At 63.7% G+C, this 13,600-nt stretch carries 12 protein-coding genes; 6 read left to right on the top strand and 6 right to left on the bottom strand.

The window, feature by feature from the left end:
• Positions 1 to 20: 20 nt before the first annotated feature.
• Both lptG and lptF read right to left on the bottom strand, forming a co-directional pair.
• Positions 21 to 1,109 (bottom strand): LPS export ABC transporter permease LptG, encoded by a 1,089-nt coding sequence (lptG, locus tag ACFQU1_RS16970; protein WP_378134737.1) that lies wholly within the window; start codon positions 1,107 to 1,109, stop codon positions 21 to 23.
• Entirely contained in the window at positions 1,109 to 2,269 is a 1,161-nt protein-coding gene (lptF, locus tag ACFQU1_RS16975; RefSeq protein WP_378134739.1) for an LPS export ABC transporter permease LptF, read from the bottom strand. The genes lptG and lptF overlap by 1 nt, the downstream gene beginning before the upstream one ends.
• 248 nt (positions 2,270 to 2,517) lie before the next feature.
• Here lptF and ACFQU1_RS16980 point away from each other — a divergent pair, with 248 nt between their 5' ends.
• The 3 genes from ACFQU1_RS16980 to ACFQU1_RS16990 are packed head-to-tail and all read left to right on the top strand — an operon-like array spanning position 2,518 to position 6,173.
• Positions 2,518 to 4,011, top strand: a complete 1,494-nt coding sequence (locus ACFQU1_RS16980) for a leucyl aminopeptidase (RefSeq protein ID WP_378134741.1) — start codon at positions 2,518 to 2,520, stop codon at positions 4,009 to 4,011.
• Between the two features lie 19 nt (positions 4,012 to 4,030).
• Positions 4,031 to 4,483 carry a DNA polymerase III subunit chi gene (locus ACFQU1_RS16985; RefSeq protein ID WP_378134743.1) on the top strand — a complete coding sequence of 151 codons (453 nt, stop codon included), beginning with the start codon at positions 4,031 to 4,033 and terminating at the stop codon, positions 4,481 to 4,483.
• Between the two features lie 31 nt (positions 4,484 to 4,514).
• Positions 4,515 to 6,173, top strand: a complete 1,659-nt coding sequence (locus tag ACFQU1_RS16990) for a S10 family peptidase (protein WP_378134745.1) — start codon at positions 4,515 to 4,517, stop codon at positions 6,171 to 6,173.
• 25 nt (positions 6,174 to 6,198) lie between these two features.
• On the opposite strand, the gene ACFQU1_RS16995 is transcribed toward ACFQU1_RS16990, so the two are convergent.
• From ACFQU1_RS16995 to ACFQU1_RS17005, 3 genes are all read right to left on the bottom strand, one after another.
• On the bottom strand, positions 6,199 to 7,347 hold the full coding sequence (locus ACFQU1_RS16995) for a hypothetical protein (protein ID WP_378134747.1): 1,149 nt from the start codon (positions 7,345 to 7,347) through the stop codon (positions 6,199 to 6,201).
• Between the two features lie 74 nt (positions 7,348 to 7,421).
• Positions 7,422 to 8,291 (bottom strand): hypothetical protein, encoded by an 870-nt coding sequence (locus tag ACFQU1_RS17000; RefSeq protein WP_378134748.1) that lies wholly within the window; start codon positions 8,289 to 8,291, stop codon positions 7,422 to 7,424.
• Between the two features lie 107 nt (positions 8,292 to 8,398).
• Positions 8,399 to 10,264: an ABC-F family ATP-binding cassette domain-containing protein gene (locus ACFQU1_RS17005; RefSeq protein ID WP_378134750.1), complete on the bottom strand. Its 1,866-nt coding sequence runs from the start codon at positions 10,262 to 10,264 to the stop codon at positions 8,399 to 8,401.
• 161 nt (positions 10,265 to 10,425) lie between these two features.
• On the opposite strand from ACFQU1_RS17005, the gene ACFQU1_RS17010 reads away from it, so the two are divergent.
• Both ACFQU1_RS17010 and ACFQU1_RS17015 read left to right on the top strand, forming a co-directional pair.
• Positions 10,426 to 10,578 (top strand): hypothetical protein, encoded by a 153-nt coding sequence (locus ACFQU1_RS17010; RefSeq protein ID WP_378134752.1) that lies wholly within the window; start codon positions 10,426 to 10,428, stop codon positions 10,576 to 10,578.
• A 134-nt stretch (positions 10,579 to 10,712) separates the two neighbouring features.
• Positions 10,713 to 11,399: a Crp/Fnr family transcriptional regulator gene (locus ACFQU1_RS17015; protein ID WP_378134754.1), complete on the top strand. Its 687-nt coding sequence runs from the start codon at positions 10,713 to 10,715 to the stop codon at positions 11,397 to 11,399.
• Positions 11,400 to 11,407: 8 nt separating this feature from the next.
• Here ACFQU1_RS17015 and ACFQU1_RS17020 read toward each other — a convergent pair whose 3' ends face one another.
• Positions 11,408 to 12,049: a TetR/AcrR family transcriptional regulator gene (locus ACFQU1_RS17020; RefSeq protein WP_378134756.1), complete on the bottom strand. Its 642-nt coding sequence runs from the start codon at positions 12,047 to 12,049 to the stop codon at positions 11,408 to 11,410.
• A gap of 192 nt (positions 12,050 to 12,241) precedes the next feature.
• Between ACFQU1_RS17020 and ACFQU1_RS17025 the strand changes: the two genes are divergently transcribed.
• The gene (locus tag ACFQU1_RS17025) at positions 12,242 to 13,588 is read left to right on the top strand and encodes an HlyD family secretion protein (RefSeq protein WP_378134758.1); all 1,347 of its coding nucleotides are present in this window, start codon (positions 12,242 to 12,244) and stop codon (positions 13,586 to 13,588) included.
• The last annotated feature ends 12 nt before the right edge of the window (positions 13,589 to 13,600 follow it).

Below are 13,600 nucleotides of genomic sequence, written 5' to 3' on the forward strand. Positions count from 1 at the left end.
CCGATCCGCACAGGACGACATCACCCGTCCTCCTGGTAAAGAAGGGCGAGCGTACCGAGCAGACTCCCGACAACGGCTGGAAACCAAGCCGCTACCATTGGGCTGACGAGCCCGGATGCTCCGAGGTCCTCCATGAGCTCCGTTGCGACATAAAGCATGAAGCCTGCGACCACGCCACTCAGAACCATGCGTGCCACGCCACCAAATCTAAAAAATCTTAAGGAAACCGAGGCGGCGACGAGCACCATGGCGACGAAGAGCAGCGGCCGCGCCAAAAGCACGTCCCGTTGCAGGCGATAGGATGTCGCGTCGAGGCCGGCGCGTTCCGTGCGATCAATGACCGCCGAAAGCTCCCAGAAGGGCACGGAACTGGCTGGGAGGAAGGATTCTCGGACCTGTGAGCGGTCGAGACTGGTCGCGACCAGGAATGTCTCGTGCGTCTCCGGCTGAGCCGACGCGGACATCACCCGAGCGTCCTTAAGCTGCCAGTAACCATCATGCAAATCAGCTTCGCTCGCCTCCACACGCTCGGTGAATTGGCCCTTCTGATCGAAGAGGAAGAAGGTGACATTGATGAGCGTCGCCGAGTCGTTGGTGGCCGTATCGGCACGGATGATCGCCTGTCCATCGACGCTGCGCTGCCGGACCCAGATATAGCGCCCGACATTGGCGGCGTTGTTGCGCGCGAAGACGCGCGCCTCGATCACTCCGGCGTGTTGCTTCAATATGGCCGAAAGCGGATTGTAGAGAGTGACCGCGACGGTGCCGAGCAGGATCGCGACGAGGAAGCCCGGCTGCAGGAACTGCCAGGCCGAGATACCGGCAGCGCGCGCGATGACGAGTTCCAGGCGCCGACTCAGATTGAGCAGCGTGACCATGCTTCCGAAGAGAACCGCAAAGGGCAGCACCTGCTCCACCACGGCGGGCGTGCGCAGGAGCGCGAGAAGCACCATGAGCCCGGTGGTTGCATTCTGTGCGTCGCCGGCGCGGCGCATCAACTCCACGAAATCCAGCGTATAGACGAGCAGGAAGACGGTCGCGAAGACCGACAGGATGGTGCGCACGAACCGAATGGAGATGTAACGCCCGAGCGTGGCGCCGATGAGCATCAGGCTTGCCCCGTGGCGGTGAACGGTCCTCCATGGCGCGCCAACAGGCGGTGCCTCAGGCCGGTGATGAATCGGCGCAGCTCGGTGCCGTAGAAGATCAGGGCGAGCGAAACAAGGCTGCCGATCAACGGTGCGCCATAGACGCCGAGAACGGCCTCCGGCGTGCGCACGACTGCGCTCGAGGCGGCAAAGCCCGCCACCCTGACCAACGCGACGCCGAGGATAGCTGCGAGAATGGCCGCGCCGCGTCCCTGGCGCGTCGTACGCGCCTCACCCAGGGCGGCGAAGGCGATGAGCATGAAGGCGATGCAGTAAAGCGGTGCCGAGAAGCGGTCGTGAAGCTCGGCGCGGAAACGGCCCTCCTGCTGCTGGTAATAGGGCTCGCTGGGATTCGGCGTCAGCAAGGCCCAGGTCGACCGCTCTCGCGGCTTATAGATGATGTCCGCGCCGTCCGGGCCGAAGATCGAGAGGTCGATGGCGTAGCGATCGAAAGTCACCATGGCGGGATCGCGGCTGCCGCGCTCCTGGCGCTGCACCGAGCCCGTCTCCAGTATGAGATAGCTCTTGCCGTTCACGTCCACGGTCTGCCCACGTTCGGCGATATAGACCACCACCTTGTCGCGGTCGCGCTGATCCTGAAGAAAGATGCCCAGCAGGGCGTCGCCGGAGCGCTCGCGGTAGTGGAAGGTGATGCCGGCGTCGAGCGTCGTGAACTGCCCTTCCTTGACGATATTGGACACGAAATCCGCACGGATCTTGGTGATGAGATCGCGTAAGGAATTGAAGCTCTGGGGCATGAGATAGAGCGTCATGAGGGCGACCGCGAAGGTCACCGCCAGCGTGACGGTGACGAACGGCCGCAGCAGACGGCCTGGGGGAATGCCCGCCGCGCTCATCACGATCAGCTCGGAATCACCATTCAGCCGGTTGAGCGCATAAAGGGTCGCGATGAACAGGGCGGCCGGCGCGATGATCGTGATCAAGGCCGGCAAGGAGAGCATCGTCACGATGAGGAAGATGCCGATCGTCTGTCCCTTGCCCGTGACAAGGTCGAGCTCCCGCAGGATCTGGGTGATCCAGATCACGAGCGTCAGCGCCGACAGGCATGCCAGAAAGGCGCCCGTGACGTTGCGGAGAATATAGCGGTCGATCAGCCCCATCAGCCTTGAACTCAACTTTCACACAGGGAGCTATCCTGTCGGACCGCGTCCGGCAAGTGATGCAGCACACAAGAAGAGGTGCCGGTTGTGCGCAGCATCCTGCAAACCCCTGCGGGGTAAGGACGGCAGTTTGAAGGCGGCGCTTGGAGGGGTAGGGGGCGGCGACCAGCCCCCTGGCCACGCCTTTCACCATGCTATACCTCTCGAACCCATCAGGCGGGACTGCTGCCGGAGAGGAAGAGGCGCGCATGGTCGAGCGTATCAAAGTCGAGTTCAAGCCGTTCAGTGCCCCGGCCGGCGGCGATCTGGTCATTTTCGTCAACGACGCCCTCGAGACAGGCGCCCGTGCCGCCGAGATCCTCGGCGGGACCGTCCTGGAGACAATCGCGCGTGCGGCCGGCGCCGAGCATTTCAAGGGCAAGGCGAAGAAGACGCTGATCTTACCGGCGCCGCAGGGGCTCGCGGCGGATCGTCTCATCATCGTCGGCACCGGTCCTGCGGCCGAGATTGCTTCGCTCGACTGGCTGAACCTCGGGGGCGTCGTCCAAGGCGCGCTCAAGGGCGAGCGGGCGACGGTTGCCGCCGACCTGCCGGACCATGAGTTTTCCGCCGTGCAGGCGGGCGATCTGGCCCTCGGCATGCAGCTGCGCGCCTATCGCTTCGACCGCTACAAGACCAAGAAAGAGAACGGCGAGGAGCCGCCGAAGGCGCCCAAGATCACCATCCTCGCCGCCGATCCGGCGGCGATCAAACGGGCCGGCAAGACCGCCGAGGCGCTCGGCGCCGGCATCGCGGTGGCACGCGATCTCGTGAACGAGCCGCCGAACGTCCTCTTTCCCGAGGAATTCGCAAATCGCGCGCAAGCCCTCGAGAAGCTCGGGGTGACGGTCGAAGTCCTCGACGAGAAGGACCTGAAGAAGCTCGGCTTTCGCGCCCTGCTCGGGGTGGGCCAAGGGTCGCATCGGGAAAGCCGTGTGGTCGTCATGCGCTGGAACGGAGGCGCTGATAAGGAAAAGCCGGTTGCCATCATCGGCAAGGGCGTGACCTTCGACACCGGCGGCATTTCCATCAAGCCGGCCGCCGGCATGGAGGACATGAAGGGCGACATGGCGGGGGCTGCCTGCGTCGTTGGCCTCATGCACGCGCTCGCCGCGCGCAAGGCCAAAGTCAATGCGGTCGGGCTCATCGGCCTCGTCGAGAACATGCCGGATGGTCGCGCCCAGCGGCCGGGCGATATCGTTACCTCGCTGTCGGGGCAGACCATCGAGCTCATCAATACGGATGCCGAGGGGCGGCTCGTTCTCGCCGATATGCTCTGGTACGCCCAAGATCGCTTCAAGCCGGTTTTCATGGTCGATCTCGCCACCTTGACCGGCGCCATCATGGTCGCGCTCGGCCAGGAGCATGCCGGCCTGTTCAGCAATGATGACACGCTCGCCGAACGGCTCGCCCAGGCCGGCACAACGACCGGGGAGAAGGTCTGGCGCATGCCGCTCGCGCCCGCTTACGACAAATTGATCGATTCGAAATTTGCGGACATGAAGAACACGGGTGGGCGCCATGGCGGTTCTATCACCGCCGCCCAGTTCCTGCAGCGTTTCGTGAACGGCACGCCCTGGGCGCATCTCGACATCGCCGGAACGGGCATGAACGCGCCGCAGTCCGACATCAATAAGAGCTGGGGCTCCGGCTGGGGCGTGCGCCTGCTCGACCGGCTGGTCAGGGATCACTACGAAGCCTGAGGGGCGCGGGAGGCCGGCCGTGACCGAGGTGTTCTTCTATCATTTGCAGCGCCAGCCGCTCGAAATGGTGTTGCCGACGCTCGTCGAGAGAAGCCTCGAGCGCGGCTGGCGCGCGGTGATCGAAGTGCCGAGCCGCGAGCGCCTCGCCGCCCTCGACGATCATCTATGGACCTATCGCGAGGAGAGCTTCCTGGCCCATGGCACCGATGCCGATCCGGATGCCGCGGCCCAGCCCGTGGTCCTGACCGGCACGCCGGATAATCCGAACGGCGCCCATGTCCGTTTCCTCGTGGACGGCGCAGGTCTCGGCGATGGCGCGGCGACCTACGACCGCATTGTCGTCCTATTTGACGGCAATGACGATGAGGCCTTGGCTTTCGCACGCAGCCAATGGCGTCTTGCGCGGGAACAAGCACACGCCGTCACCTATTGGCAGCAGGACGAGCGCGGGCGTTGGGAAAAGAAAGCTTGATGCGGCGCAGCGCCGCTCCTCGGGAGGCGTCATGACAGACCGCATCGGCAGTCAATCCACATCAATCGATCTGTCCGGCGTTCCGGCTCGCCGCAGGCGAGCGGGACGCGCCTCCGCTATCGCCGGGGGCATGCAGGCCGCCCTCATCTCATTGACGCTGATCTCCGTCGTCCCGCAGGGACTGGCTCAACCCGCGCCGGCAGGGCAGGCGGGGCAGGGCACCGCCCAGCGCCAGCGCGAGAATGCGGATGCTGGGCAGGAAAACGAGAGGCTGCCGGCGCCCGTCACAACCCATCACGTCCTGCCGGCGTCGCTCGGCGGGCAGCGTTATGCGGCGACCGCCGGCAGCATCGTGCTCAGCGATCAGGCGGGACGACCGACCGCTGAAATCGCCTATGTCGCCTATAGTTTGGAGGGGCAGGATCCGACGACCCGGCCGATCACCTTCGCCTTCAACGGCGGTCCGGGTGCGGCCTCGGCCTATCTGCATTTCGGAGCGCTCGGGCCGCAGCGACTCGCCTTCGGCAACCAGGGTGACGGGCCATCGAAGCCGCCGACGCTCGTCGACAATTCCGATACCTGGCTGCCCTTTACCGATCTCGTCTTCATCGATCCGGTGGGAACGGGCTACAGCCGGTTCCTCCGGGACGACCAGGACCTCAGGCGCCAGATCTGGTCGGTCAGCGGCGATATCCAGGTGTTGTCGCGTTTCGTGACCCGCTATCTCACCGAGAACGGTCGTCTGCGGTCGCCGAAGCTGCTCGCGGGCGAGAGCTACGGCGGCTTTCGCGTGCCCAAGATCGCCCATGCGCTGCAGGGTGACTACGGTGTCGGCGTCGCCGGCCTCTATATCATCTCACCCGTGCTGGATTTCGGCTTGCGGTCGGGCGGCTTGCCGCTCGGCAGCGCGGCGCGGCTGCCCTCGCTCGCGGCCGCCGCTCGCGTCATGCGGGGCGAAACGGTGACGCGCGAGGCGCTTGCAGATGCGGAGCATTACGCCCTCAGCGCGTATATCGCCGACGTATTGAGCGGGCCGCGCGACACGGCGGCGGTGGAGCGCATCATCAGCAAGGTCGCGGACCTCACGGGGCTCGACCGCGCCTTTCTCGCGCGTTTCGGCGGACAGCCGGATCTCAACAGCATCGCGCATGAGCTCGAGCGCAAGGAGGGACAGGTCGCGAGCTACTACGACGCGCTCGTCACCGGCATCGATCCTACTCCCTGGGATGTGAGCGGCGATTTCGACGACCCCGTGCTCGACGCGAGCCGGGCGCCGCTGACGACTGCGGCTGTGGACTATACGCGGCGCGTCCTCGATTACCCGGTGACACGTCCCTATGAACTCTTGAACGGCGAAGTCAGCCGCCGCTGGTCCTGGGGCGCAGGACGCCAGGCCGCAGAGGCGATGAGCGATTTGCGCGCGGCGCTGGCGCTCGATCCGAAACTGACGGTGGTCGTGGCGCATGGCTTCACCGACCTGGTGACGCCCTATCTCGAATCGCAGATCGCACTCAACCGCCTGCCCGCGACCCTCACCGATCCCGACCGGGTCCGCCTCGAGGTCATGCCGGGCGGCCATATGTTCTATACGCGCGACGGCTCGCGCGCGCAGCTCAAGGCAAGCGCCGAGCGGCTCGTGGCGCGGGTGACCGGGGATGCGGCGCGGGAGGGCGAAGGCCCGCGCCCTTGATCGGGTTGCCGCGGACCGTGCGCGTTCAAGTCAAATGCTTTTTCTTTATGTGTGAGTACCCGTAGCCCAAGACCTGAGATGCGGCCTTTTGCTGGATCGCGTTTTTCGCCTTCTTGATCTTTTTCTTTGCGTTTCGGCAACCATCCTTGACCAGATCGATGGTTTTTTCCGCGTTGGAGCGGCTATCTACATCCGAAGACTTGATCTCGAAGCTTAGTTCTTTAGGCCTTGCTTGGCCTTCCTCCCAGCGATCTCGCCCGACAATGTATCTCGCATATCGGTGAAAACCTCTGCCGTTCGAGAGTTCTTTATAATCAAATGAAGGTTCTCCTCGATACACTCTCACGCGCAGATAATCATACCCGTGTTGATGCATCTCCTTCACGAAATCGGTGGCGAATTTTTCGGCTAATTCGCTGTCATAGCAAATGGAAAAGGGCACGTAGAACCGGATATGGCAGTAAGCCTCATTCAGCCGGCATCTCTTAAGATGGTCAGCGAATTCCTTAGCGTTCCACAAGCGCTGTCCGGATGTGAAACAGCCAAAGGGGCCGAGCCCGCAGATAGGAGCCTCGTTGCCACCGATTACGACATTTTTGTTGTTCTGGTAGCCGCTGACGTTTTCGAGGAGAATGTAAAGCTTCGTTGTCGCTGGATCGAGCTCCTTTAGCGGCTCGGAGCGCAGCCACCGTTTCTCCGACATATAATCAGGCTTGATAATGAATTCGTACGGGGCTTTTCCCGCCACTGTTCTCCATTTATTCCAAATAAGTGCCCCATGTTCTACGTTGCTTTCATAGGCATTATGGATATATTCCTTCCCCTCATATTTATATTCTTCTCGGTGAATGCGTCGTTTCAAGCGAAGTGGTATGTAAAAAAAACCTTTAAGATCTTTCTGGTGCACCTTGAGCAGCTCTTCCGCATAAGGCGCGATGTGGCTCAGCCCCCACGGGACGAGCGCATCATCATAGCTCGACGACGTGGATGGCTGATCGAAACTGTCCTCCATGGAGGAATAGTCGAGAGCGGGCATGCCGCGACGACTGTGCTCAGCCCGGGGCATGTGTGTGACGGCCCTTGATGGGGGCCCGGCGTTCTTGGGCGGCATCACGCCGGCCGCTCGCGCGATACGTTTTGCTGCGCCGCGTACAAGAGGAGGAACTTTCGCCACGGGGATACCTCGTGCTTAATCGCAAGTAATTCATGCTTGATGGTGTACTGGTGCTGCAGCCTTGGAGGTAAACGCTAATCCGCTCCATTGGTGCTCGCACGGACCATATTGGAAATAGCATTGCAGGCATCTCTACAGCCCGCTCTGGCCGAAGCGAAGGGTTGCAAGCGACCGAAGATTGCGACCGCCATCCTTGCAGGAACTTGTCGGATATTTCTCGTCGTTTCGCCGATGCGATGTTGTGCGCGGTTTCCAGTTGCTTTAAGGCGATCCGACAGGGCTCTATACCATGGAGTCTCATCAGTTGATGCCTTGCATTGTTCCGAATACCTGGTTTCGGAGGGTTTTTTAGCGCAGCCTCCGCTGAACATCGCTTGCCGGTGACCAACATCCCCTCCTATTGACGAGGGAATAACAAGAATTCCACGATATCCCGTTACCGTTATTTTGTGAAAGCCCCTTTTGGCTAAGGCCTTCGCGAGCTTATGGACAAATCGCTTGCCTCGTTCGTCATCTTCAAAACGTGAGAAGGAGACATGAAGTCTTAGATCCCTAAAATCGCGGTTGAGGCCGGCACTGAGAAGATGCTCTGCGAATTCTTCAGGATCCCACGACTTCACAGGTTTCGAAAAATAATAGCGCCAACCGGGAACGCGGTCTTGCACGGCGCCGATCCGCGGGCGCTTATTGTCTTGAAACTCGTTCCTTTCCTCGTGACATAGAAGAACGTAGAGCTTGTCATCCGGCTGAACTATTGCGGGGCCGAGCGGTTTGGCTTTGAGCCAGGGCCCCTCCGATTTGTCGAAAGGCTTGTGGATGATTGGATGCTGCGTCTTGTCTGCCGTTGCACGGCCTATATTCCAAGTGGTGGCCGCGTTAATTAAAGCCAGCGAACGCGTGGGAATGTAGATGAATGTTTGCGGTGCACGGATTATCTGTTGCATATCGAACACTCCCACCGGGTAAATGCCGATAAGAAACGATACGCCTTAAGGACAATATCGCGACAGAATTCGTGATGTGGCCGGCGCAGGAAAACTGGTGGGCCCCGTCAGCCCTGCGCGTTCTCCAGCGCAGCGCTCACGTTGAGCCACTCGTCTTCGGCGCGGGCAAGCGCCTCGGCCGCTTCGGCTCGCATGCGGGCGAGTTCGCCCGCCTTCGCCGGATTGTCGCGGAAGACCTCGGGCGCCTGAAGCGCGGCATCGACCTTGGCGATGACGGCGGAGAGCTTGACGATGCGCTGGTTCAGCTCATCCACGCGCTTGCGTAGCGGACCGAGGGCGACGCGCGGGCCGGCCGGGCGCTTCGGGACGCTCGGTTCCTCGTTTGCAGGGGGCTCGCGCCCGGCCTTGCCGTCCGCACTGAGAACGAAGCGGCGGTAGTCGTCCATATCTCCGTCATACGGCTTCACCGTTCCGCCTGAGACGAGCCACAGCCGATCGGCACAGGCCTCGATGAGGAAGCGATCGTGGCTGATGAGCACGACGGCTCCGGTGAAGTCGTTGATCGCCTCGACGAGGGCCTGGCGGCTGTCGATATCGAGATGGTTGGTGGGCTCGTCGAGGATGAGGAGATGGGCGCCGTCAAAGGCGGCAAGCCCCATCAGGAGCCGCGCCTTTTCGCCGCCCGAGAGTTTCGCCACGGGCGTCTCGGCGCGGGCGCCGGGAAAGCCGAGCTGGGCGACCCGCGCCCTGAGCCTCGCCTGCGGGGTATCCGGCATGAGCGCGGCCACGTGCTGCAACGGGCTTTCCGCCGGATTGAGCTCGTCGAGCTGATGCTGGGCAAAATAGGCGGTCTTGAGCTTGGGCGAATGGACGACACGCCCCTTCATGGGCGCGAGCCGCCCCGACAGCAGCTTGGCGAAGGTCGACTTGCCGTTGCCGTTCGAGCCCAAGAGCGCGATGCGATCGTCCGGCAGCAGCGTGAGATTGAGCCGGTCGAGCACGATACGGTCATCGTAGCCGGCGCCGGCGCTCTCGATGGCGATGAGCGGTGGCGACAGCGGACGGTCCGGGCCGGGCAGATGGAAGGGCAAGACCTCCTCGTCGGCTACTGCGATGATCGGCTCCATCTTCTCCAGCCGCTTCAGGCGTGATTGCGCCTGGCGCGCCTTCGAGGCCTTGGCGCGGAAGCGCTCGACGAAGGCCGATAAATGCTTGCGCTCCGACTCCTGCTTCATGCGCGCCTTCGACTGCAGAGCCTGCTTCTCGCGCCGCTGGCGATCGAAGGCGGTGTAGCCGCCGCGGTAAAAGACGAGCTTGCCCTGGTCGAGATGGAGGATGGAATCGACGGCGGTGTCGAGCAGGTCGCGATCATGGCTGATGACGAGCACCGTATGCGGATAGCGCGCGAGGTAGTCGTAGAGCCAGAGGGTGCCTTCCAGATCGAGGTAGTTCGTCGGCTCGTCTAGCAGCAGCAGGTCTGGCTCGGTAAAGAGCACGGCCGCGAGCGCCACGCGCATGCGCCAGCCGCCGGAAAAAGCGGAGCAGGGGCGGTTTTGGGCGGCTGCATCGAAGCCCAAACCGTGCAGGATGGAGGCGGCACGCGCCGGCGCCGAATGGGCGCCGATATCGACGAGCCGCGTCTCGATCTCGGCGCGGCGCATTGGATCTTCCGCCGTCTCGGCCTCGGCGATGAGCGCGGCGCGCTCTATATCGGCGGCGAGCACCACCTCGATCAAACTCTCCGGGCCGCCAGGCGCTTCCTGCGCCACGGCGCCGACGCGCCACTGCTTGGGCCGGGAGATGGTGCCGCTCTCCGGGCTCAGTTCGTCACGGATGAGGCGGAAGAGCGTGGTCTTGCCGGCGCCGTTGCGGCCGACGAGGCCGACGCGCGCGCCGGACGGAACGGCCACGGTCGCCCGGTCGAGAAGAAGCCGCTCGCCGAGCCGGAAGGTGAGGTCGTTGATCTGCAACATGGCGGTCTTGTGCCGTGCCGTCGCCGCAGCCGCAAGCTCCGTCCGCGAAGGTGCGTCTCGCTTGCCATCTCTTCGACACGGTCCGGCCGCGATCCCGCCGTGGAACAAGACCAGGACAAGCTGTGGATGGGCTGTGGAAAAGCTGTGATTCGGGTTCTGTCATGCGTTTGCACGTCAATCTTTTTTCCCTCCCCGCGCTGGCTGTGGTGCTCGTCGGACTGGTGATGGGCCTTCTGTTGATCGCCACGGCCTTTGGCGCCCATGCGGGTGCCGGGGTCGATCTCGGTGCCGGGTGGATGCAGCGGTTGGACTGAACGGCAGCGCCGCACCGGTTTGCAGCTATATTTCCGTCGTTTCGCCCTGTCGGACAGCTGCCGATAGTGTTGCCGCTTGACCCTGGCCGTCGCGACCGAGACGATGCATCCCGGCAAAGGGGCGAATCGTCGTTATGGTGCAGCTGGCGCGAGTTCCGTTTTTCAAGGACACCGATCTGGAATTGGCGTCCTTCGAGCAGCGCTGCAATTGGCGCCGCTTCGACACGGACGAGATCCTCGTCGATTTCGAGGATGTCTCGAGCGATGTCTATTTCATTGTCGCAGGCGAGGTGCGGGTGCTCGTGCGCAGCCAGGCCGGCAAGGAAGTGATTCTCGGCGAGATGCGGGCCGGCCAGTTCTTCGGCGAGCTTGCGGCGATCGACGGCATCAAGCGGTCGGCCAATGTCACGGCGCTGACGCGCGGCGAGGTCTGCATCATGCCGGCGCCCGTCTTTCGTGAGATCATCTTCGCATCGCCCGTCGTCAACGAGCGCCTCTTGAGGCTTCTGGCGACCCGCGTGCGCGAGTTGAACGCGCGCTTGATGGAGCACACGGTGCTCGATCTGCGGCACCGGCTCTATTCGGAGCTTCTGCGCCTGTCGACTACCCGCGCCGGCCACGAGGGCGAGAGGGTGGTGACGCCGCCGCCCTATCATCATGTGCTTGCGGCGCGCATCGGCTGCCGGCGCGAGCAGGTGACACGCGAGTTCAGCACATTGACCGCCGAAGGGCTCATCGAGCGCACGCGGGGGGCGCTGGTGATCAAGCGGCCGGAGGTGCTCGAAACACGCGTCGAGGAAGCCCTACGCGAAGAGAAATAAGCCGGGGGTCAGGCGCGCGGTCCGTAGGCGGCGAAGAACACCTCGACCGCGCTGTCGACTGTGGTCTCGATCGTGCGCGCAGTGGGCGGTTCGCTCACGCCGAATAGCGGCCCTTTCGTGAGAACGCCTTGGACCAGCGACAGAAACTGCGCGGCGGCGAGATCGGGATCGTCGATCTTCAGGCGGCCGGCGGCGGTCTGGCGCGCGAGATAAGCCGATAGCCGGCTCACGCCGAAGCAAGGCCCGGCTTCGAAGAAGGCCCGGCCCAGCGCGGGAAATTTCTCGGCAGCACCGATGACCATGCGCAACAGGGCGATGTGGTCCGGCTGCAGCATCATCGAGACGAAGCTCCTGCCGAGCCGCCCCAGCACGCCGCGCACGTCGGGCTCCTCCTCGTCGAGGTCGAACAGGCGCTCGGCGGCGTCGCGCCGGTCGAGATTGATGAGGGCCCTGAACAGACTCTCCTTGCTGTCGAAATAAACGTAGAGGGTGCCCTTCGACACGCCGGCGGCCTTGGCGATATCGCCCATGCTGGCGCCATCGAAACCGCGGGCGCGAAAGACCTGTCTTGCGCCCTCCATGATCTCGCGGCGCTTGGCTGCATCCTGCATGCGCTCCTCGCTTTTGGCGGCGAGGACAAGGGATTCCATGATTTGGGCCTCCATATCGCCGGTCTGCTCTCCGGCGGCCGACGGGAACATGAGGCCGAGCCGGGCCGAAGAGAATGCATTGGAACGTGCGATGGCGCACGTGACAGTGCATTGACCGAACGGTTCGGTCAATCTAATTAAGCGCTACTCTGACCGAACCGTTCGGTCAATGCTCGGAGCGAGGGTGTCGCCATGGACAGACGCCACGATGCGGCCGACGGGTATGACCTCGTCATCAGCGATATGCCTCAGACCAACAAACCCAGCGCGCCGGACGCAACGGGGAGGGTGCGTCCTGCCGGGACGGCACCCGATGCTCCCGCGCCTGCGGACGAAGAACATGGGCCGGCCACGGCGCGTGCCGAGGGCCCCGCCCGCGGCAAGCCCGGAGAAGACCGGCAGGGCGATGCCGGCCAGGCCGGCAAGACTGCCGCCGGCGAGCCGGCCGCTCCGGCAAAGCCCAAGAAAGGCGGGTTGCGCAAGCGCATCCTGATGTCGGTTGCGGCGCTCGCTCTCATCGGCGGTGCCTATGAAGGCTACCACTGGTGGACGGTGGGGCGCTTCGAGGTCGAAACCGACGACGCCTATGTGCATGCGGACATGACGACGCTCGCGGCGAAGGTGTCCGGCTACATCACCGAAATCGATGTCACGGAAAATCAACTCGTCCGCGAGGGCGACGTGATCGCCCGGATCGACGACGGCGACTACCGCCTCGCCGTGCAGTCGGCGCAGAACAAGATCGCGAGCCAAGACGCGACGATCGCCCGCATCGGGGAGCAGATCAAGGCAGCCGAGGCAGCCGTTCAGCAGGCCGAGGCCCAGATCGCCGCCGCAAAAGCCGATGTCGAGCGCACCGAGCTGGAATTCGGTCGGCAGGCGCAGCTCGCCAAGAGTAATTACGCGAGTAAGCAAGCCCTCGATAACGCGCGCACCGACCGGGACCGGTCGCGGGCCAATCTCGCAAGCGCGCAGGCCGCACTCGCCTCCGCCCAGGCGAATGTCGGCGTGCTCAATGCCCAGCGCGTCGAAGCCCAGCGCGGGCTCGACGAGGACAAGACCGATCTCGCCAAGGCCGAGCGGGACCTCTCCTTCACGGTCGTCCGCGCGCCGGTGTCGGGCGTCGTCGGCAACAAGGCCATGGAGATCGGCACGCTTGTGTCGGTCGGCCAGCGGCTCGCCGCCCTCGTGCCGCTCGATGCCGTCTATGTCGACGCGAATTACAAGGAAACCCAGCTCGACCAGCTACAGCCGGGCCAGGAGGTCGACATCACCGTCGACGCTTATCCCGACCGCGTCTTCAAGGGCACGGTGGCCAGCATCGCGCCCGCCTCGGGTGCCCTGTTCAGCCTGCTGCCGCCCGAGAACGCGACCGGCAATTTCACCAAGATCGTGCAACGCATGCCGGTGCGCATCCAGTTCACCGCGGACGCTCTTCGCGACCATGTGCTGCGTCCGGGCATGTCGGTCGTCGCGACCGTCGACACCCGCCACGAGCCGGGCGCGGCCACGGCTGCGACGGCCTCTGTGAAGCCCTGACGGAGCCGGCCA

Origin of the sequence: Chelatococcus sp. GCM10030263, from assembly GCF_042666455.1 — a bacterium.
GTDB lineage: Bacteria > Pseudomonadota > Alphaproteobacteria > Rhizobiales > Beijerinckiaceae > Chelatococcus.

What these genes read in the sequence shown, in the direction of transcription:
- ACFQU1_RS17010 (WP_378134752.1), top strand. Translation starts at nt 10,426, where the DNA reads ATGCGTTTGCACGTCAATCTTTTTTCCCTCCCCGCGCTGGCTGTGGTG.
- lptF (WP_378134739.1), bottom strand. Translation starts at nt 2,269, where the DNA reads ATGGGGCTGATCGACCGCTATATTCTCCGCAACGTCACGGGCGCCTTT.
- ACFQU1_RS17000 (WP_378134748.1), bottom strand. Translation starts at nt 8,291, where the DNA reads ATGCAACAGATAATCCGTGCACCGCAAACATTCATCTACATTCCCACG.
- lptG (WP_378134737.1), bottom strand. Translation starts at nt 1,109, where the DNA reads ATGCTCATCGGCGCCACGCTCGGGCGTTACATCTCCATTCGGTTCGTG.
- ACFQU1_RS17015 (WP_378134754.1), top strand. Translation starts at nt 10,713, where the DNA reads ATGGTGCAGCTGGCGCGAGTTCCGTTTTTCAAGGACACCGATCTGGAA.
- ACFQU1_RS17025 (WP_378134758.1), top strand. Translation starts at nt 12,242, where the DNA reads ATGGACAGACGCCACGATGCGGCCGACGGGTATGACCTCGTCATCAGC.
- ACFQU1_RS17020 (WP_378134756.1), bottom strand. Translation starts at nt 12,049, where the DNA reads ATGGAATCCCTTGTCCTCGCCGCCAAAAGCGAGGAGCGCATGCAGGAT.
- ACFQU1_RS17005 (WP_378134750.1), bottom strand. Translation starts at nt 10,264, where the DNA reads ATGTTGCAGATCAACGACCTCACCTTCCGGCTCGGCGAGCGGCTTCTT.
- ACFQU1_RS16990 (WP_378134745.1), top strand. Translation starts at nt 4,515, where the DNA reads ATGACAGACCGCATCGGCAGTCAATCCACATCAATCGATCTGTCCGGC.
- ACFQU1_RS16980 (WP_378134741.1), top strand. Translation starts at nt 2,518, where the DNA reads ATGGTCGAGCGTATCAAAGTCGAGTTCAAGCCGTTCAGTGCCCCGGCC.